This is a genomic window from Pseudomonas sp. B14(2017) (assembly GCF_002113255.1).
GTDB lineage: Bacteria > Pseudomonadota > Gammaproteobacteria > Pseudomonadales > Pseudomonadaceae > Aquipseudomonas > Aquipseudomonas putida_Z.
The window spans coordinates 1-23,218 of record NZ_NEJY01000013.1; the positions used below are offsets into that span (position 1 = coordinate 1).

At 62.3% G+C, this 23,218-nt stretch carries 28 protein-coding genes and 1 tRNA gene; 9 read left to right on the forward strand and 20 right to left on the reverse strand.

Annotated features, from left to right (window positions below):
- On the forward strand, positions 1 to 2,347 hold a 2,347-nt coding region (locus CAG34_RS14595; protein ID WP_143516025.1), incomplete at its 5' end, for an immunoglobulin-like domain-containing protein.
- A 301-nt stretch (positions 2,348 to 2,648) separates the two neighbouring features.
- Here CAG34_RS14595 and CAG34_RS14605 read toward each other — a convergent pair.
- Positions 2,649 to 2,834, reverse strand: coding sequence for a hypothetical protein (locus CAG34_RS14605; RefSeq protein WP_025339711.1), 186 nt, complete (start codon positions 2,832 to 2,834; stop codon positions 2,649 to 2,651).
- A 294-nt stretch (positions 2,835 to 3,128) separates the two neighbouring features.
- Positions 3,129 to 4,172, reverse strand: coding sequence for an alpha/beta fold hydrolase (locus tag CAG34_RS14610; protein WP_085590794.1), 1,044 nt, complete (start codon positions 4,170 to 4,172; stop codon positions 3,129 to 3,131).
- 207 nt (positions 4,173 to 4,379) lie between these two features.
- Between CAG34_RS14610 and CAG34_RS14615 the strand changes: the two genes are divergently transcribed.
- Positions 4,380 to 4,733, forward strand: coding sequence for an SH3 domain-containing protein (locus CAG34_RS14615; RefSeq protein WP_085590796.1), 354 nt, complete (start codon positions 4,380 to 4,382; stop codon positions 4,731 to 4,733).
- 573 nt (positions 4,734 to 5,306) lie between these two features.
- Here CAG34_RS14615 and CAG34_RS14620 read toward each other — a convergent pair.
- Positions 5,307 to 6,212, reverse strand: a complete 906-nt coding sequence (locus CAG34_RS14620; protein WP_085590798.1) for a LysR family transcriptional regulator — start codon at positions 6,210 to 6,212, stop codon at positions 5,307 to 5,309.
- A 97-nt stretch (positions 6,213 to 6,309) separates the two neighbouring features.
- Here CAG34_RS14620 and CAG34_RS14625 point away from each other — a divergent pair, with 97 nt between their 5' ends.
- On the forward strand, positions 6,310 to 7,071 hold the full coding sequence (locus CAG34_RS14625; RefSeq protein ID WP_085590800.1) for a TSUP family transporter: 762 nt from the start codon (positions 6,310 to 6,312) through the stop codon (positions 7,069 to 7,071).
- A gap of 1 nt (position 7,072) precedes the next feature.
- Here CAG34_RS14625 and CAG34_RS14630 read toward each other — a convergent pair whose 3' ends face one another.
- The 5 genes from CAG34_RS14630 to CAG34_RS14650 form a co-directional block, all read right to left on the reverse strand.
- Positions 7,073 to 8,497, reverse strand: a complete 1,425-nt coding sequence (locus CAG34_RS14630) for a GGDEF domain-containing protein (protein ID WP_085590802.1) — start codon at positions 8,495 to 8,497, stop codon at positions 7,073 to 7,075.
- A gap of 139 nt (positions 8,498 to 8,636) precedes the next feature.
- Entirely contained in the window at positions 8,637 to 10,466 is a 1,830-nt protein-coding gene (locus CAG34_RS14635; protein WP_085590804.1) for an SLC13 family permease, read from the reverse strand.
- Between the two features lie 224 nt (positions 10,467 to 10,690).
- On the reverse strand, positions 10,691 to 11,074 hold the full coding sequence (locus CAG34_RS14640) for a glycine zipper domain-containing protein (RefSeq protein WP_025339704.1): 384 nt from the start codon (positions 11,072 to 11,074) through the stop codon (positions 10,691 to 10,693).
- A 74-nt stretch (positions 11,075 to 11,148) separates the two neighbouring features.
- Complete coding sequence (locus tag CAG34_RS14645; RefSeq protein ID WP_085590806.1) at positions 11,149 to 11,343, reverse strand: hypothetical protein; 195 nt, start codon at positions 11,341 to 11,343, stop codon at positions 11,149 to 11,151.
- Between the two features lie 125 nt (positions 11,344 to 11,468).
- Positions 11,469 to 11,759, reverse strand: a complete 291-nt coding sequence (locus CAG34_RS14650) for an RcnB family protein (protein WP_025339702.1) — start codon at positions 11,757 to 11,759, stop codon at positions 11,469 to 11,471.
- A gap of 114 nt (positions 11,760 to 11,873) precedes the next feature.
- Between CAG34_RS14650 and CAG34_RS14655 the strand changes: the two genes are divergently transcribed.
- Both CAG34_RS14655 and CAG34_RS14660 read left to right on the forward strand, forming a co-directional pair.
- Positions 11,874 to 12,224 (forward strand): hypothetical protein, encoded by a 351-nt coding sequence (locus CAG34_RS14655; RefSeq protein WP_085590808.1) that lies wholly within the window; start codon positions 11,874 to 11,876, stop codon positions 12,222 to 12,224.
- Between the two features lie 214 nt (positions 12,225 to 12,438).
- Entirely contained in the window at positions 12,439 to 13,260 is an 822-nt protein-coding gene (locus CAG34_RS14660; protein ID WP_085590810.1) for a bifunctional 2-polyprenyl-6-hydroxyphenol methylase/3-demethylubiquinol 3-O-methyltransferase UbiG, read from the forward strand.
- Here the strand turns inward: CAG34_RS14660 and CAG34_RS14665 are convergent, their stop codons facing one another.
- The 4 genes from CAG34_RS14665 to CAG34_RS14680 form a co-directional block, all read right to left on the reverse strand.
- Positions 13,261 to 14,028, reverse strand: a complete 768-nt coding sequence (locus CAG34_RS14665) for an SDR family oxidoreductase (protein WP_015270905.1) — start codon at positions 14,026 to 14,028, stop codon at positions 13,261 to 13,263. It lies immediately after the preceding gene.
- Positions 14,029 to 14,064: 36 nt separating this feature from the next.
- A complete protein-coding gene (locus CAG34_RS14670) occupies positions 14,065 to 15,132 on the reverse strand; it encodes a phosphotransferase family protein (RefSeq protein ID WP_085590812.1) in 1,068 nt (355 codons plus the stop codon).
- A gap of 294 nt (positions 15,133 to 15,426) precedes the next feature.
- A complete protein-coding gene (locus CAG34_RS14675) occupies positions 15,427 to 15,744 on the reverse strand; it encodes an SCP2 sterol-binding domain-containing protein (RefSeq protein ID WP_003257405.1) in 318 nt (105 codons plus the stop codon).
- A gap of 56 nt (positions 15,745 to 15,800) precedes the next feature.
- Complete coding sequence (locus CAG34_RS14680) at positions 15,801 to 16,511, reverse strand: histidine phosphatase family protein (RefSeq protein ID WP_085590814.1); 711 nt, start codon at positions 16,509 to 16,511, stop codon at positions 15,801 to 15,803.
- A gap of 197 nt (positions 16,512 to 16,708) precedes the next feature.
- Here CAG34_RS14680 and sohB point away from each other — a divergent pair, with 197 nt between their 5' ends.
- Together sohB and CAG34_RS14690 are read left to right on the forward strand one after the other, a co-directional pair.
- Complete coding sequence (gene sohB, locus CAG34_RS14685) at positions 16,709 to 17,728, forward strand: protease SohB (protein WP_023662815.1); 1,020 nt, start codon at positions 16,709 to 16,711, stop codon at positions 17,726 to 17,728.
- A gap of 154 nt (positions 17,729 to 17,882) precedes the next feature.
- A tRNA-Cys gene (locus CAG34_RS14690) sits at positions 17,883 to 17,956 on the forward strand.
- A gap of 102 nt (positions 17,957 to 18,058) precedes the next feature.
- Here the strand turns inward: CAG34_RS14690 and CAG34_RS14695 are convergent.
- From CAG34_RS14695 to CAG34_RS14725, 7 genes are all read right to left on the reverse strand, one after another.
- Positions 18,059 to 19,123 (reverse strand): tyrosine-type recombinase/integrase, encoded by a 1,065-nt coding sequence (locus tag CAG34_RS14695; RefSeq protein WP_085590816.1) that lies wholly within the window; start codon positions 19,121 to 19,123, stop codon positions 18,059 to 18,061.
- Positions 19,124 to 19,126: 3 nt separating this feature from the next.
- Positions 19,127 to 19,363, reverse strand: a complete 237-nt coding sequence (locus CAG34_RS14700; RefSeq protein WP_085590818.1) for a DUF4224 domain-containing protein — start codon at positions 19,361 to 19,363, stop codon at positions 19,127 to 19,129.
- 39 nt (positions 19,364 to 19,402) lie between these two features.
- Positions 19,403 to 19,900 carry a hypothetical protein gene (locus tag CAG34_RS14705; protein WP_085590820.1) on the reverse strand — a complete coding sequence of 166 codons (498 nt, stop codon included), beginning with the start codon at positions 19,898 to 19,900 and terminating at the stop codon, positions 19,403 to 19,405.
- Positions 19,901 to 19,950: 50 nt separating this feature from the next.
- Positions 19,951 to 20,151, reverse strand: coding sequence for a hypothetical protein (locus CAG34_RS14710; protein ID WP_085590822.1), 201 nt, complete (start codon positions 20,149 to 20,151; stop codon positions 19,951 to 19,953).
- Positions 20,148 to 20,543, reverse strand: coding sequence for a DUF2591 domain-containing protein (locus tag CAG34_RS14715; RefSeq protein WP_085590823.1), 396 nt, complete (start codon positions 20,541 to 20,543; stop codon positions 20,148 to 20,150). The genes CAG34_RS14710 and CAG34_RS14715 overlap by 4 nt, the downstream gene beginning before the upstream one ends.
- A 193-nt stretch (positions 20,544 to 20,736) precedes the next feature.
- The gene (locus CAG34_RS14720; protein ID WP_069017417.1) at positions 20,737 to 20,988 is read right to left on the reverse strand and encodes a hypothetical protein; all 252 of its coding nucleotides are present in this window, start codon (positions 20,986 to 20,988) and stop codon (positions 20,737 to 20,739) included.
- Positions 20,985 to 21,452 (reverse strand): hypothetical protein, encoded by a 468-nt coding sequence (locus CAG34_RS14725; RefSeq protein WP_085590825.1) that lies wholly within the window; start codon positions 21,450 to 21,452, stop codon positions 20,985 to 20,987. Before CAG34_RS14725 ends, CAG34_RS14720 begins: the two co-directional genes overlap by 4 nt.
- A 164-nt stretch (positions 21,453 to 21,616) precedes the next feature.
- On the opposite strand from CAG34_RS14725, the gene CAG34_RS29225 reads away from it, so the two are divergent.
- Positions 21,617 to 21,916 carry a hypothetical protein gene (locus tag CAG34_RS29225; RefSeq protein ID WP_085590827.1) on the forward strand — a complete coding sequence of 100 codons (300 nt, stop codon included), beginning with the start codon at positions 21,617 to 21,619 and terminating at the stop codon, positions 21,914 to 21,916.
- A gap of 55 nt (positions 21,917 to 21,971) precedes the next feature.
- Here CAG34_RS29225 and CAG34_RS14735 read toward each other — a convergent pair whose 3' ends face one another.
- Positions 21,972 to 22,499 carry a hypothetical protein gene (locus CAG34_RS14735; protein ID WP_143516487.1) on the reverse strand — a complete coding sequence of 176 codons (528 nt, stop codon included), beginning with the start codon at positions 22,497 to 22,499 and terminating at the stop codon, positions 21,972 to 21,974.
- A gap of 38 nt (positions 22,500 to 22,537) precedes the next feature.
- Between CAG34_RS14735 and CAG34_RS28135 the strand changes: the two genes are divergently transcribed.
- Positions 22,538 to 23,215 (forward strand): hypothetical protein, encoded by a 678-nt coding sequence (locus CAG34_RS28135; RefSeq protein WP_143516488.1) that lies wholly within the window; start codon positions 22,538 to 22,540, stop codon positions 23,213 to 23,215.
- Positions 23,216 to 23,218 lie beyond the last annotated feature (3 nt).

The window sequence follows — 23,218 nt, forward strand, 5'->3', positions numbered from 1 at the left end:
CGTGCAGGAAGGCAACACCACGACCATCACCGGCACCCTGAGCCACCCAGCGGGCCAGGCGTTCACTGTCACCCTGAGCAACGGCCAGACCCTGAGCTTCGCCAAGGACGCCACCACCGCGACCACCGCACCGTTCGTGGCGCAGAGCGATGACGTATTCCGTGATGGCGAAACCCAGACCATCAGCGTGACAAATGCAGGCAACCACAACTTCGAAAACCTGAACACCAGTGCCACCACGACCCTCACGGTCACCGACACCATCAACACCGTGACGGTCGTGCTGAGCGCTTCGCCCAACCCGGCAGCCAAGGGCCAGGAGGTGACCTACACGGTCAATCTGGAAGCGCCGGCTGGCATGAGCGCAAGCAACCATGGCGGCCTGACCATCAAGCTGGACAATGGCCTGACCATCATGGTGGCGGCGGGCGGCACCACCGGCACGGTGAAAGGTGCCATTCCCGACGGTGTCTTCGTGGGTGGTGGCAGCGTGTCCGTGGGCATCGACCAGATCACGCAGAATGGCACGGGTAGCAAGGTGTTCGAGAACCTGGTCCCGGGCGCCAGCGTTGCGGTGGGCATGACCAATGCCACGCCAACCATCACTTCGGGTGCCGCGCTGGTGTCCGAGGAGGGGCTGATCGGCGGGAACAAAGACACCGTCGGTTCACCAGCCGACCAAAGCGACAGCAAGTTGTACGCTGGCAAGCTGACGGTCAGCGATATCGATACGCCGTCGGCCAACCTCTCGGTCAGCCTGGCAGCACCATCGACAGCGCTGACGTCCTCTGGCCAGAGTGTGCAATGGGCGTTGTCCAATGGCGGCAAGACCCTGACCGGCACGGCCGGTGGCAAGGACGTGATCGAAATCAGGATCGACAACGCCGGCAACTACACCGTGGAGCTGAAGGGGCCGCTCGACCATCCGAACCAGGCGGCCGAGGATGTACTGTCCCTCAACGTTGGTGTCAGCGTTTCCGACGGCAGCACCTCATCGACCGGCACGCTGACGATCAGTGTCGAGGACGACAGCCCGACCTTCGCCACCAGTGACAATGCCGGCATGTGGAACACTGTCGGGTACACGGCGGTTGGCGACACGCACTTCCTGGCGGGCGGTGATGGCGTGGGCACGCTGAAGTTCGGCACCATCGTTGGCCTGCCTTCGGGCTGGAGCAGCAAGGCAACGGATGCAAGCGGCACCACGGTGGAAGTCTTCGACGGTACCACGAAGGTGTTCACGCTTGCCTTGGGAGCGGATGGGCACTACACCGTCACCCAGAACGCCGTGCGCGAAGGTAGCCGAGATACGTTCAACCTGGAAAGTTTGAAATCCGGGAATACCTCAACCCTGCCTGTAACGTTCAACAGTGGCATAACGGCTACCTTCGAAGCCTTGGCCAGTGCTACAGGGAAGCCGACGATCAACGTCGGCAATGGGCTGGGGGTGGGTAACAACCACTTCTCTGCCAACGAAAAGTTCTCCGTGGCGTTCACCGATGCCCTGCAGCACGCCGTCTCGATGAAAGAAGTCACGCTAGGCATTGCGCGGCTTCAGGTCAGCGGTGACGTCAATATCGTCGCCTCCTACAAGGACGCCAATGGTGTTGTGCATGAAGCAACGAAGACGTACACCATCACCTCTGGCTCCGAGGCCATAAAGATTCTGGCCAGTGACTTCGCGGGCCTTGCCGGGCACGCCTTCGACACGATTACCCTGGCGGCCCCGAGCAAGAGTACGCTTGACACCACCTTCACCAAACTGACCTATGTAGAGGAGAAGCCTGCCAGCGACCTGAACTTCACGGTCCATGTCATCGGCACCGACCACGATGGTGATTCGGCAAGCAGCTCGTTCGTGGTGACATCCCATGGTGACGCAGCCTCGTCGGCGTCGATGAGCGCGATGTCGCTGATGGCGAGCGACACATCGGACAGCGCCTCCACGTCCCTGCTTGGCAGCGAGGACCACATCGTGTTCGTGGGGGCAGGGGACAGCACCGTCACCGGCAGCAGCGGCATCGCCGAGTCCTTTGTGTGGACGGCAGGTGATACCGGCCATGACGTGGTCAGGAACTTCAATGCTGAAGAAGGCGACCGCCTGGACCTGAGTGCCCTGCTGCAGGGCGAATCGCTGTCGGCCATCGACAGCTACCTTAAGATCACCACGGTCGATGGCGAGTCGACCTTGCAGGTCAGCACCCAGGGCAAGTTCACTCCCGGCGGTGACACCAGCAGCGCTGACGTGTCGATCAAGCTTGAAGGTGTGAACTGGTCGAACACCACGGTCAGTTCGCTGGTCAGTGGTGGTGATCCAACCATCAAGATCGACCACTCCGGGCAATGAGCCACGCCCCGCGGCGGCCTGTTTCGATGAAGGGCGTGACGCTCAGGCTGTAGGCCGTCAGAGTGGGCTTGCCGATGGTGAGTCAGGTGTCTTCTGTGGTTATTGCTGAATCAACTTAAGTTTCTCGACTGCCTGTGCTGGCCCATTCGCGGGCACGCCCGCTCCCACAGGATCTTCACAGTACTCAAGACTTGCACAGTACCTGTGGGAGCGGGCGTGCCCGCGAAAGGGCCAGCACAGGCAACACACCTCTCATGGCTTGGCGCAAAGTCCGGGTCTCGCTAGACATCTCCCACAGGTTTTACTGCAGGGTCACCGGCTTCATGCCATCCGGCAGCTTTTGAATAGCTGCCTCCATCCGCGCGATCGGTGCCGCGAGTTCGTCCGCTTCCTTGTCCTTGCCCTCCCTTCTCAGGCGATCACGCTCAAGGCGCAGGTTAAGCAAATTCTTCTGCAGCTTCAGGGCCGAGGTATTGAACGGATCCATGCTTTTCTCACGCTGTAGGCATCCGTGCCGTTGTAGGAAAACTGGACCGTAGCAGCTCGAATTTGCTGGAGAAACTGATGTTTCATACAGGCAAATCTCACTGCTTCGATTCTTCCTACATTGCGAGGTAAAAGATCCTACAAGCCGCATTTCAAATCGTGTCTTTCAAATTCGCCTAAACACCGCGCGGTAGCTGGGCACAACCGGTTTTCGACAATGCAGGCCCTCGACGCGGCTCAAACCAGGGCCTGCCGCTCCTTTCGAAACCTTATGTAGCAATTGCCGCCCCGCAAGCTACAGGTGGTCCGCATCCACCACCGCCTGGGTGAACGCCTGCGGCGCTTCCTGCGGCAGGTTGTGGCCGATGCCGCCGCTGATCAGTCGGTACTCGTACTTGCCGGTAAAGCGCTGCGCATAGGCTTCGGCTGGCGGGTGCGGGGCGCCGTTGGCGTCGCCTTCCAGGGTGATGGTCGGTACGCCGATGCTGGGGAAGCTGGCCAGTTTGGCCTCGAGCGGGTCGTAGCGCGTTTCGCCTTGGGCCAGCCCCAGCCGCCAGCGGTAGTTGTGCACGGTGATCGCCACCTGGTCGGGGTTGTCCAGGGCCTTGGCGCTGCGCTCGAAGGTGGCGTCGTCGAAGGCCCACTTGGGCGAGGCGGTTTGCCAGATCAGCTTGGCGAAGGCATGGCGGTTCTTTTCATAGCCGGCCTGGCCGCGCGCGGTGGCGAAGTAGTACTGGTACCACCACTGCAACTCGGCACTGGGGGGCAGGGGGGCCTTGGCGGCTTCCTGGCTGCTGATCAGGTAGCCGCTGACCGATACCAGTGCCTTTACCCGCTCTGGCCACAGCGCCGAGACAATGTCGGCGGTGCGTGCGCCCCAGTCGAAGCCGGCGAGCACGGCACGCTGGATATGCAGCGCATCCATGAAGGCGATCACGTCGCTGGCCAGTGCCGAGGGCTGGGCATTGCGTGGGGTTACCGCAGACAGGAAGCGGGTCTGCCCGTAACCACGTACGTAGGGCACCAACACCCGGTAGCCTTTTGCCGCCAGGGCGGGTGCAACTTGCTCGAAGCTGTGAATGTCATACGGCCAGCCATGCAGCAGGATCACCACCGGGCCATCGGCCGGGCCTTGCTCTACGTAAGCCACATCGAGCACGCCAGCGTTGACGTGTTTCAGCGGGCCAAAGTCATCCGCCGCTGCGGCGGCTGGCTGGGGCTGCTGTGGTGCAGCCGTGGCCATGTTCGCCGCCAGCAGGCCAAGTGGCAGCAGGGCACAGGCGAGCAGCGTACGGCTGAAGCGGCGTGGCAGGGCGGTGGTCGAGTGGCGGGCAGACATTGGGCATCTCCTTGGCGAAGCCATCGGTGCGGGTTGATGGGTGCCAGTAAAGATGACGGCTGTATCGCGGATGTGTCCGCTCGGCCCGTAGGAAACGTTCTTGTGTATCAGGTCTCAATTTGTACACATGAAGATACAAACACCGGCTGGCAGCGGGTTTTGCCGCTTCTGCTACGATCGATAAGTTTTCCGGCCAAGGAGAGGCCTATGCATTACGTTGTGATTGAACCTCACCGCAGTGAGTACCCGCGGCCCATCCGCTTCGCCAAGGGCACCTTGCTGAACATTGGCCCACGCTACGAGGGCGAGCCAGGTTGGCAGGACTGGTACCTGTGCACCTGCACCGGCCAGGAGCCCGGCTGGGTGCCGGCCCAACTGATCGAGCGGCTCAGCGTGTGCCAGGGCAGGGCGCTGGACCACTACTCGGCGCATGAACTGGATGCCGACCCAGGGCAGTTGGTGCAGATGGTGCGCCCGCTCAATGGCTGGGTCTGGTGCAGGCGCCATGGCAACGACGAGTACGGCTGGTTGCCTGCGCAGAAGCTTCAGCAACTGACTTGATATACGCGTTCGCTCCAAGTACGCAGCTCTTGTGGGAGCGGCCTTGCGTCGCGAAAGGGCCGCAAAGCGGCCCCGGCAATTTTGCGGGATGCATCGAAACCCTGGGCCCGCTGCGCGGCCCTTTCGCGACGCAAGGCCGCTCCCACAAAAGAACCGGTGCCTCACATCTGATCCGCTTTTTTTCCATAAACCTGAATCTGTAACGGTATCAGCCCAAGCCCGACAATATGCCCATTCCCGCATCACACTTGTAGAGGTTCCAATGGGCAAGCTCGCGCTATTCCTGGGTGGTTTTCTGCTGCTGACCATTCTGATCGGTATTCTTGGCACCATTCCGCCAAGCTGACGTTAACCACCTATATCCCTCGCGGCCTGCTTGTCCTTCGGGCGGGCCCATTCCTCTTCGTTGTTGGCCGATTCACCCTACCGATTTGTACGATAAGTCATTCTTTGCACTGGGAAAACTGTCCACAAAAAACGTGGGTAGGTCTGTGGATAAAGTGCTGCAAGCCAGGCCCGCGGCGGGCTCTGTTAAATTGAGCAGAAATTGAACAGACGTTTCAGGGCGTTGTTTCAGTAGGCCAGGCCTGCGCGGCGCAGGGCAGCCAGCAGGTCGCGTACCCGCGCCGGCAGTTCGCCGGCGGGGTACACGGCATGCATCTGCGGGTCCTGGCCGTTGCTGGAAGTCAGGCGGTACTGCGGGCATACCCGCACCAGCCGCCCGGCCTTGACCTGCGCTTCGCCGACCCAGGCGGCCAGGCGGGCGATACCGGCGCCGGCCAGGGTGCTGTGGTACACCGCGTCACCTGAGTCCAGGCGCAGCCTGGGCCTGGGGCGCAGGCTGGTGATCTGGCCGTCGCGGCAGAAGTGCCAGGCCTTGAGGATGCGCGGGGCAGTGTGCAGGATCAGCGCGTGGCCTTCGAGGTCCTCGGGTTGTTGTGGCGTGCCGGCCAGGGCCAGGTATTCAGGGCTTGCATACAGGTGGCGCTGGTAATCCCACAGCGGGTAGCCGATCAGCTCGCTCGACTGCGGAAAGGCACCGCGCACCACGAAGTCGAACTTGCCTTGCAGCGGGTCCAGAGCCCCGTCGCTGTACTGCACGTCCAGGGTTACCTGGGGGTGGCAGCGGGAAAACTCGGCCAGCACCTGGGGCAGTACATGTTCACCCAGTACCTGCGGCACGGCGAAGCGGATCCAGCCTTGTGCACTGCCGCTGAGCGCGGCCAGTTCGTCGGCGGCATCACGTTGCACATCCAGCAAGCGTTCGGCGTGTGGCAGCAGGCGCTCGCCGGCTTCGGTCAGGGTCACGGCATTGGCGTTGCGGTTGAGCAGTTTGCTCCCGGCGTTGTCTTCCAGGGTTTGTACCGCGCGGGTGACCGCGCTGGGTGAGCGCCCCAGGGCGCGTGCGGCGGCGACGAAGCTGCGCTTGTGCGCCACGCTGACGAACGCCTGGATTTCCCGCAGCATGTCCAATGCCATTGCCTGCTCCTCGTTGCAGTTTTCGCAATATGGCATTTCAACACAAGCGCGGCACTTTGATTAGCCTTGCAGCGTCTTCACTGCCTGGAACCGCGTCATGATGGATATCGCTGTGCTTTCCGTGTTCGCCTTCGCCGCTGGGCTGATCGACGCCGCCGTAGGTGGCGGTGGGCTGATCCAGATCCCGGCCTTGTTCAACGTGCTGCCCACCGCGCAACCGGCGGCATTGCTCGGTAGCAACAAGCTGGCGTCGGTGTGTGGCACGGCCTTCGCTGCGCGTTCGTTCATCCGCAGGGTGACGCTGGACTGGGGGGTGATCGTGCCGGCCGCGCTCAGTGCCTTCGTCATGTCGTTCGCCGGTGCCGCCACGGTGTCGCTGGTGCCGCCCAGCGTGATGCGCCCGGCGGTGCTGGTGCTGGTCGTGCTGATGGCCATCTACACCTTCTGCAAGAAGGACTTCGGCACGTTGCACAAACCCACAAGGATCGGCCGCAAGGAGCAGTGCCTGGCGGTGCTGATCGGTGGCGCGATCGGCTTTTACGATGGCCTGTTCGGGCCGGGCACCGGCAGCTTCCTGATCTTCCTGTTCATCCGCTTCTTCGCTTTGGACTTCCTGCACGCCTCGGCGTCGGCCAAGGTGGTGAACATCGCCACCAACCTGGCGGCACTGGTGTTCTTCGTGCCATCGGGCAACGTGCTGTACGCCATCGCCTTGCCCATGGCGGCGTGCAATATCCTCGGCGCGTTGACCGGTACCTGGCTGGCGGTGCGCAAGGGCGCGGGCTTTGTACGCGGGCTGTTCCTGGTGCTGCTGTGCGTGCTGATCGCCAAGTTGACGTGGGACTTGCTGGCCGGCTAGTTCACATCACCTGGCGTTGCGGCTCGGCCTGCTCGACGCGGTTGCGGCCATGGGCCTTGGCTCGGTACAGCGCCTGGTCGGCGCGCGCCAGCAGTTCGTCGAGGGTGGGGGCCGGCATGTCGGCGGCACAACCTGCCAGGCCGATACTCACGGTAATTTGCAGGTGTTGGTCGGCCTGCACCACATGCAGGTCCTGCACGGCGCGGCGCAGGCGTTCGGCAGTGAACTTGGCCCGGTCTGGTGCCAGGCCTGGGAGGATCACGACAAATTCCTCGCCGCCCAGGCGGGCGAACAGTTCGCCATCGTGCAGCTGGTCCTGCAGGGTGCCGGCGAACTGGCGCAGCACCTGGTCACCGACCGCATGGCCGTGGGCATCATTGATCGACTTGAAATGGTCGATATCCAGCATCATCAGGGTCAGCGGCAGCGCCTGGGCGTGTTGCTGGCGGCTTTCCAGCAGCGCGTTGGCGCGGCGTGTGAAGGCGCTGCGGGTGAGCACGCCGGTGAGGTGGTCGATGGTGGCCTGATGCGCCAGGCGGGCCATCAGGCTGCGGTTGGCCTGGCTGACGCAGGCCACCACCAGCGGCCCGAGCACCAGCATGGCGATGCCCAGGCGCGCCGACATCAGCGTGGTTACCCCGGGCTCGCTTTGCGGCACGCTGAAATGCATGAGGTTTTGCGCCACCGCCACGATCAGCGTGCTGCCGGCGGTGAGTGTCAGCAGTGAGACCAGGAACGGTGAATAAGTCCAGGCGCACCACAGTAGCGCGGCAATCGGGAAGGCAATGGCCCCGGGGCCGCCGAAGGCAATGCTGGACGCCAGCGAGGCCAGCAGCGTCAACAACGGCGCCAGGCGGATGGCCTGGGCGCCACCGCGCACCAGGGCTCGCGCCGAGGGTGCCGTCAGCAGCACTGGCAGCACCAGCACGCTGGTCGAGAACTGTTCACTGAACCAGGCCAGCCAAGTGGCGCGCAAGGACTGTTCGAACCACGGCGCGGCCATTGCCGCCGCCATGCTGGCCGCCACTATCGCCCCGGCGGCACAGGCGCCGAACACGCTGAGCACGCCGTGGGGGGTACGCATGCGCCGGTGCAGGCGCGGCAAGCGCGAGTGCAGCAGCCAGAGGGTGACCACCACGCCCAGGTTGCACAGGTTGAACCACAGGGCCGGTACCCAGGCGCTGCCACACAGCAGGTCGGCGCCGACCATGGCCAGCCAGACCAGGGCAAAGCCCGTCAGCGTGGCCTGGCGGGGGTAGCGCAGCAGCACGCCGGCCAATACCGCGTTGACCGGCCAGAACAGCGACAGGGATTCGATCGGGCGGGCCAGGATGCCGCCCAGCGTCAGGGCGAAGGTCAGGCCGAGTAGAACGACGTAGTGCAACAAGCGCGATTGGGCTGGAAAAACCATGGGCTCGACCGGCAAAGCGGAAACGAAATCCAGGACAACGGCTTGAAGCACCTGGGGCAATTGCGCATAAGTGTGTTTCGTCAGAGGACTTGATGTCAATCTGCCGCGATCGGTCGAGATAATGCCAAATTGCCTTCATTCAAGATGTGTCACCTCACAGCCCGAAGAACCACGGCACCATCAACACGGTTACCAGCATCACCAGTACGGTGAACGGCACGCCGACTTTGACGAAGTCGGCGAAGCGGTATTGTCCCGGGCCCAGTACCAGCGTGTTGACCGGCGATGACACCGGCGTCATGAACGCCGCCGAGGCGGCCAGCGCCACGGTCATGGCAAACGGGTAGGGCGACATGCCCAGCTGCGTGGCGGTGCTGACGGCCACGGGGGCCATCAGTACTGCAGTGGCCGTGTTGGAGATGAACAGGCCGATCACCGCCGTGACCGCGAACAGGCAGGCGAGGATGGCGCTGGGGCCGGCACCGCCCAGCACGCTGACCAGGCCGCTCACCGCCATGTCGATGCCGCCGGTTTTCTGCAGTGCCTGGGCAAAGGGCAGCATGCCGACGATCAGCACCAGGCTTTGCCAGTGGATGGCCCGGTAGGCGCTGTTCATGTCGATGCAGCGGCCTGCGCCCATCAGCAGGCAGCCGATCAGCGCGGCAATCACATTGGGTACTACGCCGGTGACCATCAGCCCGACCATCACCGCCAGGCTCAGCAGCGCCTGTGGTGCGCGGGTGCGGGCGGGCGCGACCATGTCGATTTCCGCGGGCAGGCTCAGTACCAGGAAGTCCTTGGGCTTGCCTTGCAACTGGCGCACGGCTTTCCACGGGCCGACTACCAGCAAGGTGTCGCCCAGGCGCAGCTTTTCTTCCACCAGCTGTTCTTCGATCGCCACCTGCTCGCGGCGCAAGCCCACCACGTTGAGGTCGAAGCGAGTGCGGAAGGCCAGTTCGAGGATGCTCTTGCCGAGCAGTTTCGAGCCTGGTGGCAGCAATACTTCGGCCATGCCCAGCTCCTGGGACTGGTCGATGAAGTAGGCGGCCTTGAAGTGCAGCGGCTCCAGTTGCATGGTCTGGCACAGGCTGCGCAGGTCGTCGCGGTTGGCGAACAGGTCGAGCAGCAGCACATCGCCCTGATGCAGCACGGTGCTGGAGTCGGCGGCGATCACCCGCGTGGTGAACTTGTGCTGGCGCTCGATACCGATCACGTTGGCGCCATGCCGGGTGCGCAGCTCCAGCTCGCCCAGGGTATGACCGATCAGCGGCGAGTGGGGGCGGATGCGCAGGCGCCGTTCGCGGCCGTTGAGCTTGTAGTCCAGCACCAGGTCCAGCAGGGTGCGGCGGCTTTCCACACGGCCGTCCTTGCGCACTTCGCCATTCAGCCAGTGCCGGGTCAGCAGCATGTAGCCGATGCCGAGCACCAGTACCACCAGGCCGAACGGGGTGAAGCTGAAGAAGCTGAAGCCCGCTTCGCCATGGCGCACCAGTTCGCTGTGCACCACCACGTTGGGCGGTGTGGCCACCAGGCTGAGCATGCCGCTGATCAGGCCGGCGAAAGCCAGCGGCATCATCAGGCGGGCGGGTGATAGCTGCAGGCGTGCGGCGATGCTCAGCACCACCGGAATGAAAATGGCCACCACGCCGGTGGAACTCATCATCGAACCCAGCCCCGCCACGGCCACCATCAGCAACACCAGCAGGCGCGCCTCGCTGTTGCCGGCCCGCTCGCTCATCCATTCGCCGATACGGTAGGCAATGCCGGTGCGCACCAGGCCTTCACCGATCACGAACAGGGCGGCGATCAACACCACGTTGGGGTCACTGAAGCCGGCCAGCGCCTGCTCCACGGTGAGGATGCCCGACAGCGGCAGGGCGAGGATCACCAGCAGCGCGACCACGTCCATGCGTGGGCGGTTGATGACGAACAGGGTGATGACGATGGCCAGCAGGCCGAGGACCCAGAGCAGCTCTTGGTTCATGGGGAGGGGGTGTTCCTTCACACGGGGGCACGATAGACAGTAGCAGCCAGTGTGCCGGATTGCGGTGAAGGGTGTGTTGATGTGCTGCAACAAAAAGGGCCGCTAGGCGGCCCATCGCTGGCAAGCCAGGCTCCCACAATGACTGCGCATGGCTTGAGGTCAATGCGGTCGAGGTGGGAGCTGGCTTGCCGGCGATGGGCTGCGCAGCCCCCCAGGTCACCGGATCAGTGACGGTGACGGCGGTGCTTGCCGTTGTTGTCGCCCAGGTGGTTGCCGATGGCACCACCGGCTGCGCCACCCAGGCCAGCGCCCACGGTGGAGCCGGTCTTGCCGCCTACCGCGCCACCCAGCAGCGAACCGCCGGCCGAACCCAGGCCACCGCCGATGGCGGCTTCGGTACGGTTGCCCTTGCGTGCACCTACCGCACTGCCGGCTGCGCCGCCGAGGCCGGCGCCGATGGCCGCCCCCGTTTTGCCGCCGATCTGTTGACCGACAACGTTACCCAGAACACCACCCAGGCCACCGCCAATGGCGGCGGTACCGTCACCGGCGAAAGCGCCCTGGCACAGCAGCAGGCCAAGGGCAAGGGAAGGCAGAGTCAGACGCATGATACGAACCTCAAAGGAATCATCAGGTTAAGGTGCCGCGCAACGGGCGGCGGGCCAGGGTTGAAAAAGACGCTTCAGCGGTAGTAGCGGTCACCACGGTATTGACGATTGTCATCGTCGTCGTCGCGGTCATGCCGATGGTGGTGGCGATGGCCACGATCGCGATCACGGTCACGCCAGCCATCGTCGTCGTCATGGTAGCGATGGCTATGGCACCCTGCGGTCAGCAGGACAACGGCAATCAGCGAAAGGCTTGCAAGACGGGTCATCACGATATAGGTCCTTGATCCGCAAAGGTTTACGGCACACCCTCTGAGACTGGAAAGGATCCATTTGGTTTCGCTGGCAGGCAAAAATTTGTCGTGCCAGCGATGAGCGGCGGGGAAATGTGGAATCAGTGGGTTGGCTGAATTGCCAGCACCACGCCGTTGGTGATCTGCACCAGCACGTAGCGCCCCCCCATGTTTACCCAGTGGCTTTCCTTTTCCGGCGCTGGCAGGCCCTTGGTTTTCCAGTCCTTGATTGCCTGGTCATCGCGTTTGTACTGGTCGGGTGCCTTGTCGCCGACCTTGAGCTCGCGGTTGTGGGTTTCTGGCGCGGTGATGCTTTCTTCGCCGGAGGGGGCTGCGGTGGCAGCGAGGGGCAGGCAGGGAAGGGCGGCGAACAGCAGGTAGTGCAATTTCATGACGTTCTCCTTGTGGCGGAATGCCTTATCTGCGACAGCCACCTGCGCGTGACAATTCACTCGCGATGCTTGCCAGTGCTAGAGTCGCCTTCTTTTTTACCCTGAGGATGGAACATGCGTGCGATTCTGCCGATGGCCGCGGCGCTGATGCTGGTCGGTTGTGCTTCTGCGACCATGGAAACGGCCCGCGGCGGCAAGCCGACCACGCAGCTCGACTCGCACAAGGCGCCGGAACTGGTGGCCCAGTGCATCCAGTTCAGCTGGCAGGAAGAGAAGGTGTTCGGTGACGACGCCAGTGGTTATCTGGAACCACGCAAGCAGGGTGGGTTCACGGTGTATACCCGTGAAGCCGAGGCGTTCGTGGATGTGTACCCGCAGGCGGGTGGGGCGCGGGTGGATTACTACGCGCAGAAGAACGACGGTGTGGCCCTGCAGCGCCGGGCGGCGGCGGCGACCTGCCTGTAACGGCTGGCGACTTGGCAGGGGCTCTGTGGGGTCGGGTGGGAACGGGCGCGCCCGCGAACACCGGCGTAGCCGGTGCCAGCCAGCGCGTTGTTTCTTCGCGGGCACGCCCGCTCCCACAGTGACCGCGCGAGCTTTACAATTTTTAGCAAGGCAGTCCTGTCGCAGGGAGATTGGTGGAGGCTAGCATGAGCCCCCACGAATCAAGGAAGACACCATGGACCGCTCACTGCAACTCAACCGCGCCAGCTGGGATGAACGTGCCCCGCTGCACGCTGCTTCCAACGACTACGAAGTCGAACGGCTCGTCCAGCATCCCGAACACCTTTCCGAAACCGTACGCTTCGACCTGCCGTTGCTTGGCAATATCGACGGGCTCAACGCCGTCCACCTGCAGTGCCACATCGGTACCGATACCCTCTCGCTGGCGCGCCTTGGCGCCAAGGTCTGTGGCCTGGACTATTCCGCGGCTTCGCTGGCCGAGGCGCGGGTGCTGGCCCAGCGCTGTGCGGCACCCATCGCGTATGTCGAGGCCGATGTCTACGACGCCGACAAGGTGTTGCCGGCCGGCACGTTCGACCTGGTCTACACCGGCATCGGCGCGCTCTGCTGGCTGCCTCGCATCGAGCCGTGGGCGCGTACAGTCGCGGCCCTGCTGAAGCCGGGCGGGCGGTTGTTCCTGCGCGACGGGCACCCGATGCTGATGGCAGTCAACGAAGACCACCAGGACCGCCTGCAACTCGAATACCCGTATTTCGAGCACGAAGAACCGACGGTGTGGCACAACGACCAGACATACGTCGAAACCGAGCGGCGCCTTTCCCACACCGAAACCCACGAGTGGAACCACGGCCTGGGCGAGGTGATCAGCGCCTTGCTGGCCCACGGTCTGCAGCTGACCGCCCTGGTCGAGCACCAGAGCATCCCCTGGGAGGCGCTGCCGGGGCAGATGGTCAAGGGCGACGACGGTGAATATCGCCTGCGCGAGCAGCCCGCACGCCTGCCCCTGAGCTACACCCTGGTTGCAGTAAAAGCCTGATCAGGACAGGTAACCACCGTCGACATTGAGTGCGGTACCGGTGGTGTAGCTGGAAGCATCGCTGGCCAGGTACAAGACGGCGCCGGCCATTTCCTTGGGGTCGGCCACGCGCTTGAGCGGGATCTGCTGCAGCGCGGCATTGAGGATGGCGTCGTTCTTCACCAGTGCCGAGGCGAACTTGGTGTCGGTCAGGCCTGGCAGCAGGGCGTTGCAGCGGATCCCGAACTGCGCGCACTCCTTGGCGAAGACCTTGGTCATGTTGATGACTGCCGCCTTGGTCACCGAATAGATGCCCTGGAACAGGCCGGGTGAAACCCCGTTGATCGACGCCACGTTGATGATGCTGCCGCCACCATGCTCGCGCATCAGCTTGCCGGCCTCGACCGACATGAAGAAGTAGCCACGGATGTTCACGTCCACGGTCTTCTGGAAAGCCCCTGGGTCGGTATCCAGTACGTTGCAGAACTGCGGGTTGGTAGCGGCGTTGTTGACCAGGATGTCCAGCCGCCCGAATTGTTCGCGGATGCCGGCGAACACTTGCTGGATCTGCTCCAGTTCACCGATGTGGCAGGCCACTGCCGTTGCCTTGCCACCGGCGGCGATGATGGCATCGGCCACCTGCTGGCAACCGTCGAGCTTGCGGCTGGACACGATCACATGGGCACCTTGCTGGGCCAACAGGTGGGCGATGGCCTCGCCGATGCCACGGCTGGCGCCGGAAACGAAGGCAATCTTGCCGTCGAGGTCGAACAGGTGGGTCTTGGACATGCTGTTTTCCTTGTTATCCGTCGTCGAGGTCGGGGCTCAGAGGCTGGACTTGGCGATGACCTGCAAGGTCATCTGCTCCAGCAAGCGGTTCATGTGGATGAACTGGGCGAAGCGCTTGTCCTGGGTCTGGCCGTGGTAATAGCGGTAGTAGATCTGCTGGACGATGCCGGCCAGGCGGAACAGGCCATAGCAATAGTAGTAATCGAAGTTGTCCAGGCGGATGCCGGCGCGCTCGGCGTAGTAATCGACGAACTGGCGGCGGGTGAGCATGCCCGGTGCGTTGCTCGGCTGGCGACGCATCAGCTGCACCGGCGCCGGGTCGTCGGCCTCGATCCAGTAGGCCAGGCTGTTGCCCAGGTCCATCAGCGGGTCGCCGAGGGTGGCCATTTCCCAGTCCAGCACACCGATGATGCGCATGGGGTTGTCGGCATCGAGGATCACGTTGTCGAAACGGTAGTCGTTGTGCACGATGCCGGGCCGCGGGTGGTCGGCGGGCATTTTCTCGTGCAGCCACGCGGTCACCTGTTCCCAGCGCGGGGCGTCAGGGGTCAGGGCCTTTTCATAGCGGCTGGTCCAGCCCTCGATCTGGCGCTGCACATAGCCTTCCGGTTTGCCCAGGTCGGCCAGGCCGCAGGCGTTGTAGTCCACCTGGTGCAGTTCCACCAGGCGGTCGATGAAGCTTTTGCACAAGGCCTCGGTGCGGTTGGCGTCAAGGTCCAGCTCGGCCGGGATGTCCGAGCGCAGGATGATGCCCTTGACCCGTTCCATCACGTAGAACTCGCCGCCGATCAGGCTGCTGTCGGTGCAGTGCACATAGGCCTTGGGGCAGTAGGGGAAGCCGCTGTTCAGCTGGTTGAGGATGCGAAACTCGCGGCCCATGTCATGGGCTGACTTGGCCTTCTGCCCGAACGGTGGACGGCGCAGCACGAAGTCGCGGCCCGGGTAGCTGACCAGGTAGGTAAGGTTGGAGGCGCCGCCAGGGAACTGGCTGATGCTCGGCAGGCCATCCAGGCCGGGGATGTTGGCTTTGAGGTAAGGGTCGATGACAGCCGCGTCGAGTTCTTCGCCGGGGCGTACCTGGGTGGACTGGTCGGTGAGCGTCATGCGTTTTCCTTATTCTCGATCGCAAGGACTATTGGCTAATCTAATGGTCCGCCGGGGATGGGACAAGCGTGCCAGATGCCATATAGGTGAGGGTGTTGCTGCCTGATCAACTGCCTTGATGAAGCGACTGCCGCTATCGCCGGCAAGCCAGCTCCCACAGGTACAGCGACAACCTCGAGTGCAACGCTGTACCTGTGGGAGCTGGCTTGCCGGCGATAGGGTCCGAACAGGCGGGCAAAAAAAAACCGAAGCCGGTCAGGCTTCGGTTTTTTGATCATCCGCTATTTCCAGCCCTCAGGACGGGAACAGCTCGCTGAGCTTCATCGACAGCATCATGTCGCCTTCAACGCGCAGCTTGCCGCCCATGAATGCCTGCATGCCGTCGGTTTCGCCGCTGACGATACCCTTCAGGGTTTCGCTGTCCATTACCAGGGTGCAGTTGGCATCCGGGTTTTCGCCTTCCTGCAGATCGCAGGTGCCGTCCTTGACGATCAGCGCGTAGTGCTTGTCTTCGTCGGTGATGTTGAAGCCGAACACCAGGTCCAGGCCGGCGGCAGCGGATGGGTTGAACTTCTCTTGCATCTTTTTGACGGCATCAGCTACGGAGGTCATGGCGCATTCCTTATAGAGTGATTTACACGTCCCCGCAGGGACACAACAAGCCGGGCTCATCGATAGGTGACAAGCTCCGGCGCCCTCAACAGCTGCACATGGGCCTGGCTGTTGAAGGAAGCCAGTGCCACGTCGCGGCCGCGGAACTTCAGCTGGCTGAGCGACGTGTTGATGATCTGCCAGTTCAGCGCGAACGCCTGGCCGGGGGTAATACGGGTAACCAGGTGGAGCAGGGCGGCAATGGTGCCGCCCGAGGTGAAGATGGCGATATTGTCGCCGCTACCGGCGGCATCCAGTACGCGCTGCAGGCCGCCTTGCACGCGGACGGTGAACGCCTGCCAGGTCTCCAGGCCATTGTCGGCATGTTCGCCATCGTGCCAGCGCTGCACCATCAGTGCGAACAGGCGCTGGAACTCGCTGCGGTGCTGCGCGCCATTGCGCAGGATGTGCAGGGCGTCGGGCTCCTGCGGTAGCAGCCCGGGCAACAAGGCGCGGATCACACCATCGGCATCGAACTCATTGAATGCTGCATCGGTCTCAACAGCCGGCACCGGGCAGCCATTGGCGTGCAATGCATCCAGGGCCAGGCGCGCGGTATCCTGCTGGCGGCGCAGGTCGCCTGCCACGCAGCGGTCCAGCCTTACACCGAGCTGGGCCAGGTGCTCACCCAGGGCCTGGCTCTGGCGCACGCCCACGGGCGAGAGGACATCGTAGTCATCGGCGCCGAAGGAGGCTTGGCCATGTCGGATCAGGTAGAGGTTGCCCACGAAAGGTTCCGGCCTGTTGGAGGTTGCTGCGAGGTTAGGATGCGGCACACGGGCTGTCAACGAAAAAACATACAAGCGTTTGAAAAGGTTGTTTGAAAGGTGTTGCCAGCGTTTGCCACGGCTGGCAGCACCTCAGGCGCAACGGTATGCTTGCTACAGTTACGCGCCGTAGTGGCGCAAGTCTTTAAGGAGTCAACGTGGAGTTTCTTGCTGAATACGCAAGCTTTCTCGCCAAAACCGCCACCCTGGTCATCGCCATCCTGATAGTGCTGTCGGCCATCGCCGGGCTGCGCGGCAAGGGGCGGCGCAAATCGGGTGGGCAATTGCAGGTCACTCGCCTGAACGAGTTCTACAAGGACCTGCGCGAGCGCCTGGAATCCGGCCTGCTCGACAAGGCCCAGCTCAAGGCCTTGCGCAAGCAGCAGGCCAAGGCGGAAAAGCGGCAGAAGAAGGGCAAGGCCGAGGAAAAGGGCCGGGTCTTCGTGCTGGATTTCGATGGCGACATCAAAGCTTCTGCCACCGAAAGCCTGCGCAACGAAATCACCGCGCTGCTGACCCTCGCCACCCCGCGTGACGAAGTGGTGCTGCGCCTGGAAAGCGGTGGCGGCCTGGTGCACAGCTACGGCCTGGCTGCATCGCAGCTGGCGCGCATTCGCCAGGCCGGCATCCCGTTGACCGTGTGCATCGACAAGGTGGCCGCCAGCGGCGGCTACATGATGGCCTGCATCGGCGAGAAGATCGTCAGCGCACCGTTCGCCGTGCTGGGCTCCATCGGCGTGGTGGCGCAGCTGCCCAACGTCAACCGCCTGCTGAAGAAGCACGACATCGATTTCGAAGTGCTGACCGCCGGTGAGTACAAGCGCACCCTGACCGTGTTCGGCGAGAACACCGAGAAGGGCCGGGAGAAGTTCCAGGAAGACCTGGACATCACCCATCAGCTGTTCAAGGACTTCGTTGCCCGCTATCGTCCGCAGCTGCACATCGACGAAGTGGCCACCGGCGAAGTCTGGCTGGGCGTCGCGGCACTCAACCGCAAGCTGGTAGACGAGCTGCAGACCAGCGACGAGTACCTCAGCGAACGCGCGCGCAACGCCAACCTGTTCCACCTGCACTACGCCGAACGCAAGAGCCTGCAGGAGCGAATCGGCATGGCTGCCAGTGGCACCGTGGAGAACACAGTGGTGGGCTTGTGGAGTAAACTCGGCCGCCTGCGCTAACACCTTGAACCCGTTGAAATTTTTTTTCGTTCAGGGGGTTGCAAGGTTAAAGGAATGAAGACATAATGGCGCCCATCGAAACGCAGCAAACTTTGAAAAAGGTTCAGCGTTTCAAGGAGATAGCGAAGCGCAAGCTGCTAGATCCGACCTTTGAGGCCGAGTAGCAAAGTGGTTATGCTCCGGATTGCAAATCCGTCTACGCCGGTTCGATTCCGACCTCGGCCTCCACCATTCGAAAGCCCCGCAGATTAACGTCTGCGGGGTTTTTCTTTGTGCGCAGAAAACCCGGATCGTTTCCGCATCTTTAGGCATCGTTTCCGCATCAGCCCGCTACTTGGTCGGGCTGACCACCTCGCCGACGCGGCGATAAACGCGCTTGGTGATTTCCTCCTTGGAGTGCCCAAGCAGCCGGCTGGCGTGGCTGATGTCCTCGATTTCCGACGCTGCCTTCGGTCGAATATCGCGGAACTGGAACTGCCGAACCTTCGTGGCCAGGTCTGTGTTGCCATCGGCGGTCAGCTTCCGAGCTGCCTTGTCACGCGCTTCGCTGAAGCGGTTCCTCAGCATTTCCCAACTCATACGCAGGCCTGAGTCGTTGGTAATGAGGCGTGAGTTGCGCACACCTTGAAGCTTGCGCCGCTCGAGCAGCGCCTCGATGAACAGGCCGAGGCCGGTCAGTTCGCCGTTGACGTGCCGCCGGATGCGCAACTTCTTGTCGGTCTTGTTCTGGTCGACCCACAGGTAGTCCTCGTCCAGGTCGACGGTGCTGAACTTCAGGGTGTCCGCAGGGCGCTGGCCGGCCAGGTAGGCCAGGTCCATGGCATCCTTCAGGCCCTGATCGCCTTCGGCATACACCGCATCCCAGATTTCGTCAGCCGCGTAGAAGTCGCGCACCTTCTCTTTGTTGCGGCGAACCGCCAGGCATGGGTTGCGCTCGGCAAACCCCCATTCCATGGCCATGGTAAAAACGTGCGAGAGCAGGGCGATTTCCCGGTTTGCCCGGGTTTTTGCGCTGCGGGCGTCCCGGTACTGGGCAATTACCGGCGGGCTGATGGCCTCGATGGGCGCGTCAGCGAACGCCTTGCGCAGGCGCTCCAGCTCGTACTTGTTGTCCTTCTGCGTGCGTGGCGACTTGCCCGGGATGATGTCCCGCTCGTACCGGTCAAACAGCTCGCCCATCGTCGCCATCACTTTCGGCTTCGCCTTATGCTCCAGGCGCGCCCATTCCAACTTGGCCTCTGCGAGGTCAGTCCCCAGCGGCACTTCCTGCCGCTTCCCGTCTGCATCCCTCCCGTCGTAGTAGTACCCAACCCACAACTTGCCGCTTTTCAACTTGCGGACCCGCCGCAACATCCGCGGCGGCAGGTCCTTGTTCGATGCCTTCCTGGTGCGCATCTGTTACCCCACGCGCGATAAGTCCAATGTCCATGTTTCAGTCGTGGCATTCGTTGCCGTTGGCTTGACGCCTGCCATCTTGAGTCGGGCATACACCCGACCGACAATGGGCCGCCTGGCCCGGGTGAGCGTGTACTGCCAGCCGTTATTGGCCAGCCACGCGATCTGTTTGCTCGGGAGCTGGTAGCCGGTCACCCGCACCACCTCTTCCTCATCGAGAAACTCGCTTGCATGTTCCATGGGATGGTCTCCACGCCGCCGGTGGCGGCAGGTTGGTGGTCAGGCGGCAGTCATTTCGAGCACCGTGTCGGCGACCTTGATTGCGACCTGGGCGTCGTTGACATAGGCCGGGTCGAAGCCGCCGGCGTAGTGGATGACGCGCTGGCAGGCGTCCAGTTCTTTGCGCGCCAGGCGCAGCGCCTGGGTCAGTTCTTCCTTCAGCGCACCCTCGGCGTGGCCGATATCCCAGAACTCTTTGCCCCAATGGCCTTCCGGCGGCGGGTTGCTGTTCTGCTTGCCGGAGGCCATGGCGCCGATGATGGCGTCACAGAGCAGACGCTTGTAGATGTTCTCGCCATCAAGGCCCAGGCCTCCGCGCCGACGTAGAGTGCTCACGACCTCGTCGGCGTTCAGGCCGCTATCCTTGAGCACAATGTCGAGCTCTGGCTTGTTCGGGGTGTAGATGACCAGGGCAAGCTTGGCTTCGGGCCAGAGGTCGGCCGCGATGCGCTCCAGGCAGTCATTGGCGGTTTGATGAAATTGCTGAGTTGCGGACATAGGGAATCCTCGCCCGCGCATTTCGGCGGGCTTGAGTAGTTGGGGAGGGGTTAGGCGAGTTCAGCCGCGAATGCGTCGACCAAGGCCTGGCTGGTGAAGTTGATTGGGAAGGCGTCGGTGTTCCTGCCGTCGCTGATCAGCACCCAGCCGTTCTTGTAGAGGGTGCAGGTGTTGCGGCCCAGCTGAACCTGAGCGATCGGCAAGCCGCCGAATGGAAGCCAGCGATTGATGCGATAGATCAGCTTCCTCACGGCATCAGCTCCTTCGGAACCTGGACGGTATCGCCGAGCTTGGCAGCGACGATGGCGCGGCAGGCGGCGATCAGGGCATTCTCACCGGCCTGGCAAAACTCCCCCTTGTCGGTGATCACCCAGCCGGCCCAGATGTCGTCGGTGCTCTGTGGGCAATGGAGACTGACCATGCGCTTCCCGACCAGCGGCCCGCCCAGCGCCCAGTCCTCCCACGGGTTAAAGCGCTCGTTGCGCTCGGTCACTGCGGCGCGATACAGGGCAAACACCCGCCACGGCACGCCGTTGTAGCCGGGCGGTGCCAGCTGCAGGTCCAGGCCTTCTGCCTTGCCTACCGCCCAGCCCAAGGCCTCGCCGGCCAGGTCGGCGGTCTTCACTTCGATCAGGTCGGTCATCGACGCCTCTCCAAAGTCAGTCCAAAGGGTTCGTAATTGGGCGTTTTCCGCGCCCACTTATGACAGCCACCGCCAGTCCAGCCAGCCTTGCCAGGAATCAGGATCGGCATCGACTCCCACCAGAGCCATTCACCGTCGCTGTCCTGGGCGAGCCATTCGGCCCACGCTGGCGCGTCGATCCAATGCGGTTTGCTCACAGCTCATACCTCTCATCAATCCAGCGCCCAGGCGCCAGAGCGGGTGTAGGTTCGGGTTGGGTTTCGTGCGGGGAGAGCTGGCGCTGGTTGCCTGCCTGCAGCTGGCTGTCGGGGATGCAGCTGATGCCGACCCCATTCAGCAGGTAGCAGGTGACGCCGCGCTGGCTGTCGTGCTGCACGTCGATGACGTTCTCGGTTGCGCTGGCGCCGGTGGCCAGCAGCAGGAGGCAGAGGGCGAGGCGGGTCATGGCTTAAGCGCCTCCATGCCTTGGTCGATTGCGCGGTCTAACGCACCATTGGCGAGAATGTCCTCATGCTCGGCGTAACCGCAGATTATGGGAGGCATGTTGTACTCGCTGCCCAAGTCCTCCTGTCCGTCCGGGTCGCGCAACCAGCGGTACCGCTCTGCGTCAGTCCGGAGAGCGCGGACTTCTGCAATCAGGGCCAACATGACGGCAGGCCGCGCGGCGCGGTAGTACGCCTCAGCATGAACGTGCGGCTCACCAATGCCATAGAACTGGACACCCAGTGCCACGCCGTCGTAGTTCAGGTAGTCGGCGGTCAGTTCGACAGAGCCTTCACCGCCACACCCAGGGCATTCTATCCATCCTTCTTCGGCACCACCGACTTGGGCGCTGACGAAGTCTTGCGGGGTTGCAGCCTTGGCCGCCGCCTCGATCGTGTCGAGGTCCAACTCAATTTTTTCGGGCATGACGATTCCTTGGCCGACATATCGCGGCAGTGAACAGAGGGGAGATGGGAATGCCGACTGTCCGATTCAGCTCACAGATCAGCTCGGCGGATTTGCGTAAAACTGGGTGTTCGCTATGGTGGCAATACAACACCTAACTACAACTAAAGTCGTAGGAGACCGACATGAGGATTCGCGGTGAAGTTTTCTGGCAATGGGCTGATCCTTCGCTTCACCACCGCACTCATGACGAGACCCTTAGCGATGGAACGCACATAGATGTCCAGGTGCGACTGTCGCGGGCAGGTAACACGCAGATGTTCATTGGGGTCTATGCCTCGACGGGCATGGCCCTTCACGAAGAGGCGTTTGATTCCCGTCCCGGTGAATCAATGACCAGGGCTTTGGCCTGGGGCGTAGTACGGGCTCGCCGCATTGCCACAGACACTCTCCCAAAATTCGACCAGGTCGCCTGCTCGAACTAGAGCATAGAGAGGCTAGTGCTGGGTGGAGTACAAATGTGCTCCGTTTGGCTTTTCTCTATCGGGCGGTGTTCGGCTGGAGAGCGAGACCCTTCACAGCCTCGCTGTAGATGAACTTAATCATGTCCCACGGTATCGTGTGGCGTTGGGCGTACTCACCATCTCCATCGCAGATTTCGCAGCCTTCTGCTGGTTCGTCCAACTCAAGGCATTCGGGGCATTCGCGCGCGACCTCCAGCTTGAACTCACCGAGCAGCAGTGCCTTGGCGCCGTTCTCGGCCGTGAGCCGCTTGGGCATCAGGCAATATCCGTCAGGGATGGGGGCCAACGGTCCAACAGGGACAATCGGCAGCCCAGTCGCCGCCGCATCCCTCTCTGCCTCTTCTTTGGTCCACCAGAAGGCAGTACCAACCATCCAGGCTATTGGGTCTGCGTGGTGCTGTGCTGCTGGCAGGGCCAGTGCCGCTTGGACCTCGGTCGATTGCTGGAACATCTGCGCCTTCGAGAAGCGCTGCTGCCAGGCCTGCAGCTGCTCGCGCGGCACGCTGACCATTTCTGTGTTGCGGGATTGTTCTTTTGTGGGCATGGTATGCCTCGCTTAGTGGGTCTTTATTTGAGAATGAAATGCGTAGATCACTCTTTTGGCTTGGGCTCGGACTGAGTACTTCATACTGTTTTTTAATGTGGTGGGCTGTCGGTGATCGATTTGCTACATTAAAGGCAATGGAGTTGAATTCTATTGGCGATTTTCTTGCAGGCGTGTTCAGTCCCTTAGCGTTCTTGTGGCTCGTACTTGGATTTATCCAACAGGGTCTAGAGCTAAGGATTAGCTCCGACGCTTTGAAATTACAAGCTCAGGAGCTACGTGAGTCAGTCACTCAGCAAACTGAGTTGGCGATAGCTACTAAGTTATCCTTAAGGAATCAGGAAATTTCATTTGAGCCGGTATTTCAGGTTACATTTAACGGGCTAAGAGAAGTGCATGATGAAAGTGGTGCCTGCGAAGTTTGTAGTTTTGTAATGCTCAACGGAGGGGCAGCTTGCGAGCAAGTGCGGGCTTCTTTGATGATGGAAGACGGATCCGAATCTCGATTTTTAAAGTTCCCGCTAATTGCCAGAGGTGAATCTGTCAGGGTCGACTTTGTAGATGCTATTGGTGGCCATGACCGCGAAGAACTGCGGGTTACCTATATAAAATTCAATGGGGTCCCCGGAACCCAGGTTTTCGAGCTCGTACCAACAGCATACGAAGATGGGGATAGTTGGTTTGTGGCCGTTGATAAGCGAGTTCCGGAGCTTTAACCG

What these genes read in the sequence shown, in the direction of transcription:
- CAG34_RS14700 (WP_085590818.1), bottom strand. Translation starts at nt 19,363, where the DNA reads ATGGAACATGCAAGCGAGTTTCTCGATGAGGAAGAGGTGGTGCGGGTG.
- CAG34_RS14660 (WP_085590810.1), top strand. Translation starts at nt 12,439, where the DNA reads ATGGACCGCTCACTGCAACTCAACCGCGCCAGCTGGGATGAACGTGCC.
- CAG34_RS14655 (WP_085590808.1), top strand. Translation starts at nt 11,874, where the DNA reads ATGCGTGCGATTCTGCCGATGGCCGCGGCGCTGATGCTGGTCGGTTGT.
- CAG34_RS14665 (WP_015270905.1), bottom strand. Translation starts at nt 14,028, where the DNA reads ATGTCCAAGACCCACCTGTTCGACCTCGACGGCAAGATTGCCTTCGTT.
- CAG34_RS14615 (WP_085590796.1), top strand. Translation starts at nt 4,380, where the DNA reads ATGCATTACGTTGTGATTGAACCTCACCGCAGTGAGTACCCGCGGCCC.
- CAG34_RS14735 (WP_143516487.1), bottom strand. Translation starts at nt 22,499, where the DNA reads ATGCCCACAAAAGAACAATCCCGCAACACAGAAATGGTCAGCGTGCCG.
- CAG34_RS29225 (WP_085590827.1), top strand. Translation starts at nt 21,617, where the DNA reads ATGAGGATTCGCGGTGAAGTTTTCTGGCAATGGGCTGATCCTTCGCTT.
- CAG34_RS14610 (WP_085590794.1), bottom strand. Translation starts at nt 4,172, where the DNA reads ATGTCTGCCCGCCACTCGACCACCGCCCTGCCACGCCGCTTCAGCCGT.
- CAG34_RS14675 (WP_003257405.1), bottom strand. Translation starts at nt 15,744, where the DNA reads ATGACCTCCGTAGCTGATGCCGTCAAAAAGATGCAAGAGAAGTTCAAC.
- CAG34_RS14650 (WP_025339702.1), bottom strand. Translation starts at nt 11,759, where the DNA reads ATGAAATTGCACTACCTGCTGTTCGCCGCCCTTCCCTGCCTGCCCCTC.
- CAG34_RS14625 (WP_085590800.1), top strand. Translation starts at nt 6,310, where the DNA reads ATGATGGATATCGCTGTGCTTTCCGTGTTCGCCTTCGCCGCTGGGCTG.
- CAG34_RS14695 (WP_085590816.1), bottom strand. Translation starts at nt 19,123, where the DNA reads ATGCGCACCAGGAAGGCATCGAACAAGGACCTGCCGCCGCGGATGTTG.
- CAG34_RS14605 (WP_025339711.1), bottom strand. Translation starts at nt 2,834, where the DNA reads ATGGATCCGTTCAATACCTCGGCCCTGAAGCTGCAGAAGAATTTGCTT.
- CAG34_RS14620 (WP_085590798.1), bottom strand. Translation starts at nt 6,212, where the DNA reads ATGGCATTGGACATGCTGCGGGAAATCCAGGCGTTCGTCAGCGTGGCG.
- CAG34_RS14640 (WP_025339704.1), bottom strand. Translation starts at nt 11,074, where the DNA reads ATGCGTCTGACTCTGCCTTCCCTTGCCCTTGGCCTGCTGCTGTGCCAG.
- CAG34_RS14645 (WP_085590806.1), bottom strand. Translation starts at nt 11,343, where the DNA reads ATGACCCGTCTTGCAAGCCTTTCGCTGATTGCCGTTGTCCTGCTGACC.
- CAG34_RS14725 (WP_085590825.1), bottom strand. Translation starts at nt 21,452, where the DNA reads ATGCCCGAAAAAATTGAGTTGGACCTCGACACGATCGAGGCGGCGGCC.
- CAG34_RS14670 (WP_085590812.1), bottom strand. Translation starts at nt 15,132, where the DNA reads ATGACGCTCACCGACCAGTCCACCCAGGTACGCCCCGGCGAAGAACTC.
- CAG34_RS14635 (WP_085590804.1), bottom strand. Translation starts at nt 10,466, where the DNA reads ATGAACCAAGAGCTGCTCTGGGTCCTCGGCCTGCTGGCCATCGTCATC.
- CAG34_RS14720 (WP_069017417.1), bottom strand. Translation starts at nt 20,988, where the DNA reads ATGACCCGCCTCGCCCTCTGCCTCCTGCTGCTGGCCACCGGCGCCAGC.
- CAG34_RS14705 (WP_085590820.1), bottom strand. Translation starts at nt 19,900, where the DNA reads ATGTCCGCAACTCAGCAATTTCATCAAACCGCCAATGACTGCCTGGAG.
- CAG34_RS28135 (WP_143516488.1), top strand. Translation starts at nt 22,538, where the DNA reads ATGCGTAGATCACTCTTTTGGCTTGGGCTCGGACTGAGTACTTCATAC.
- CAG34_RS14715 (WP_085590823.1), bottom strand. Translation starts at nt 20,543, where the DNA reads ATGACCGACCTGATCGAAGTGAAGACCGCCGACCTGGCCGGCGAGGCC.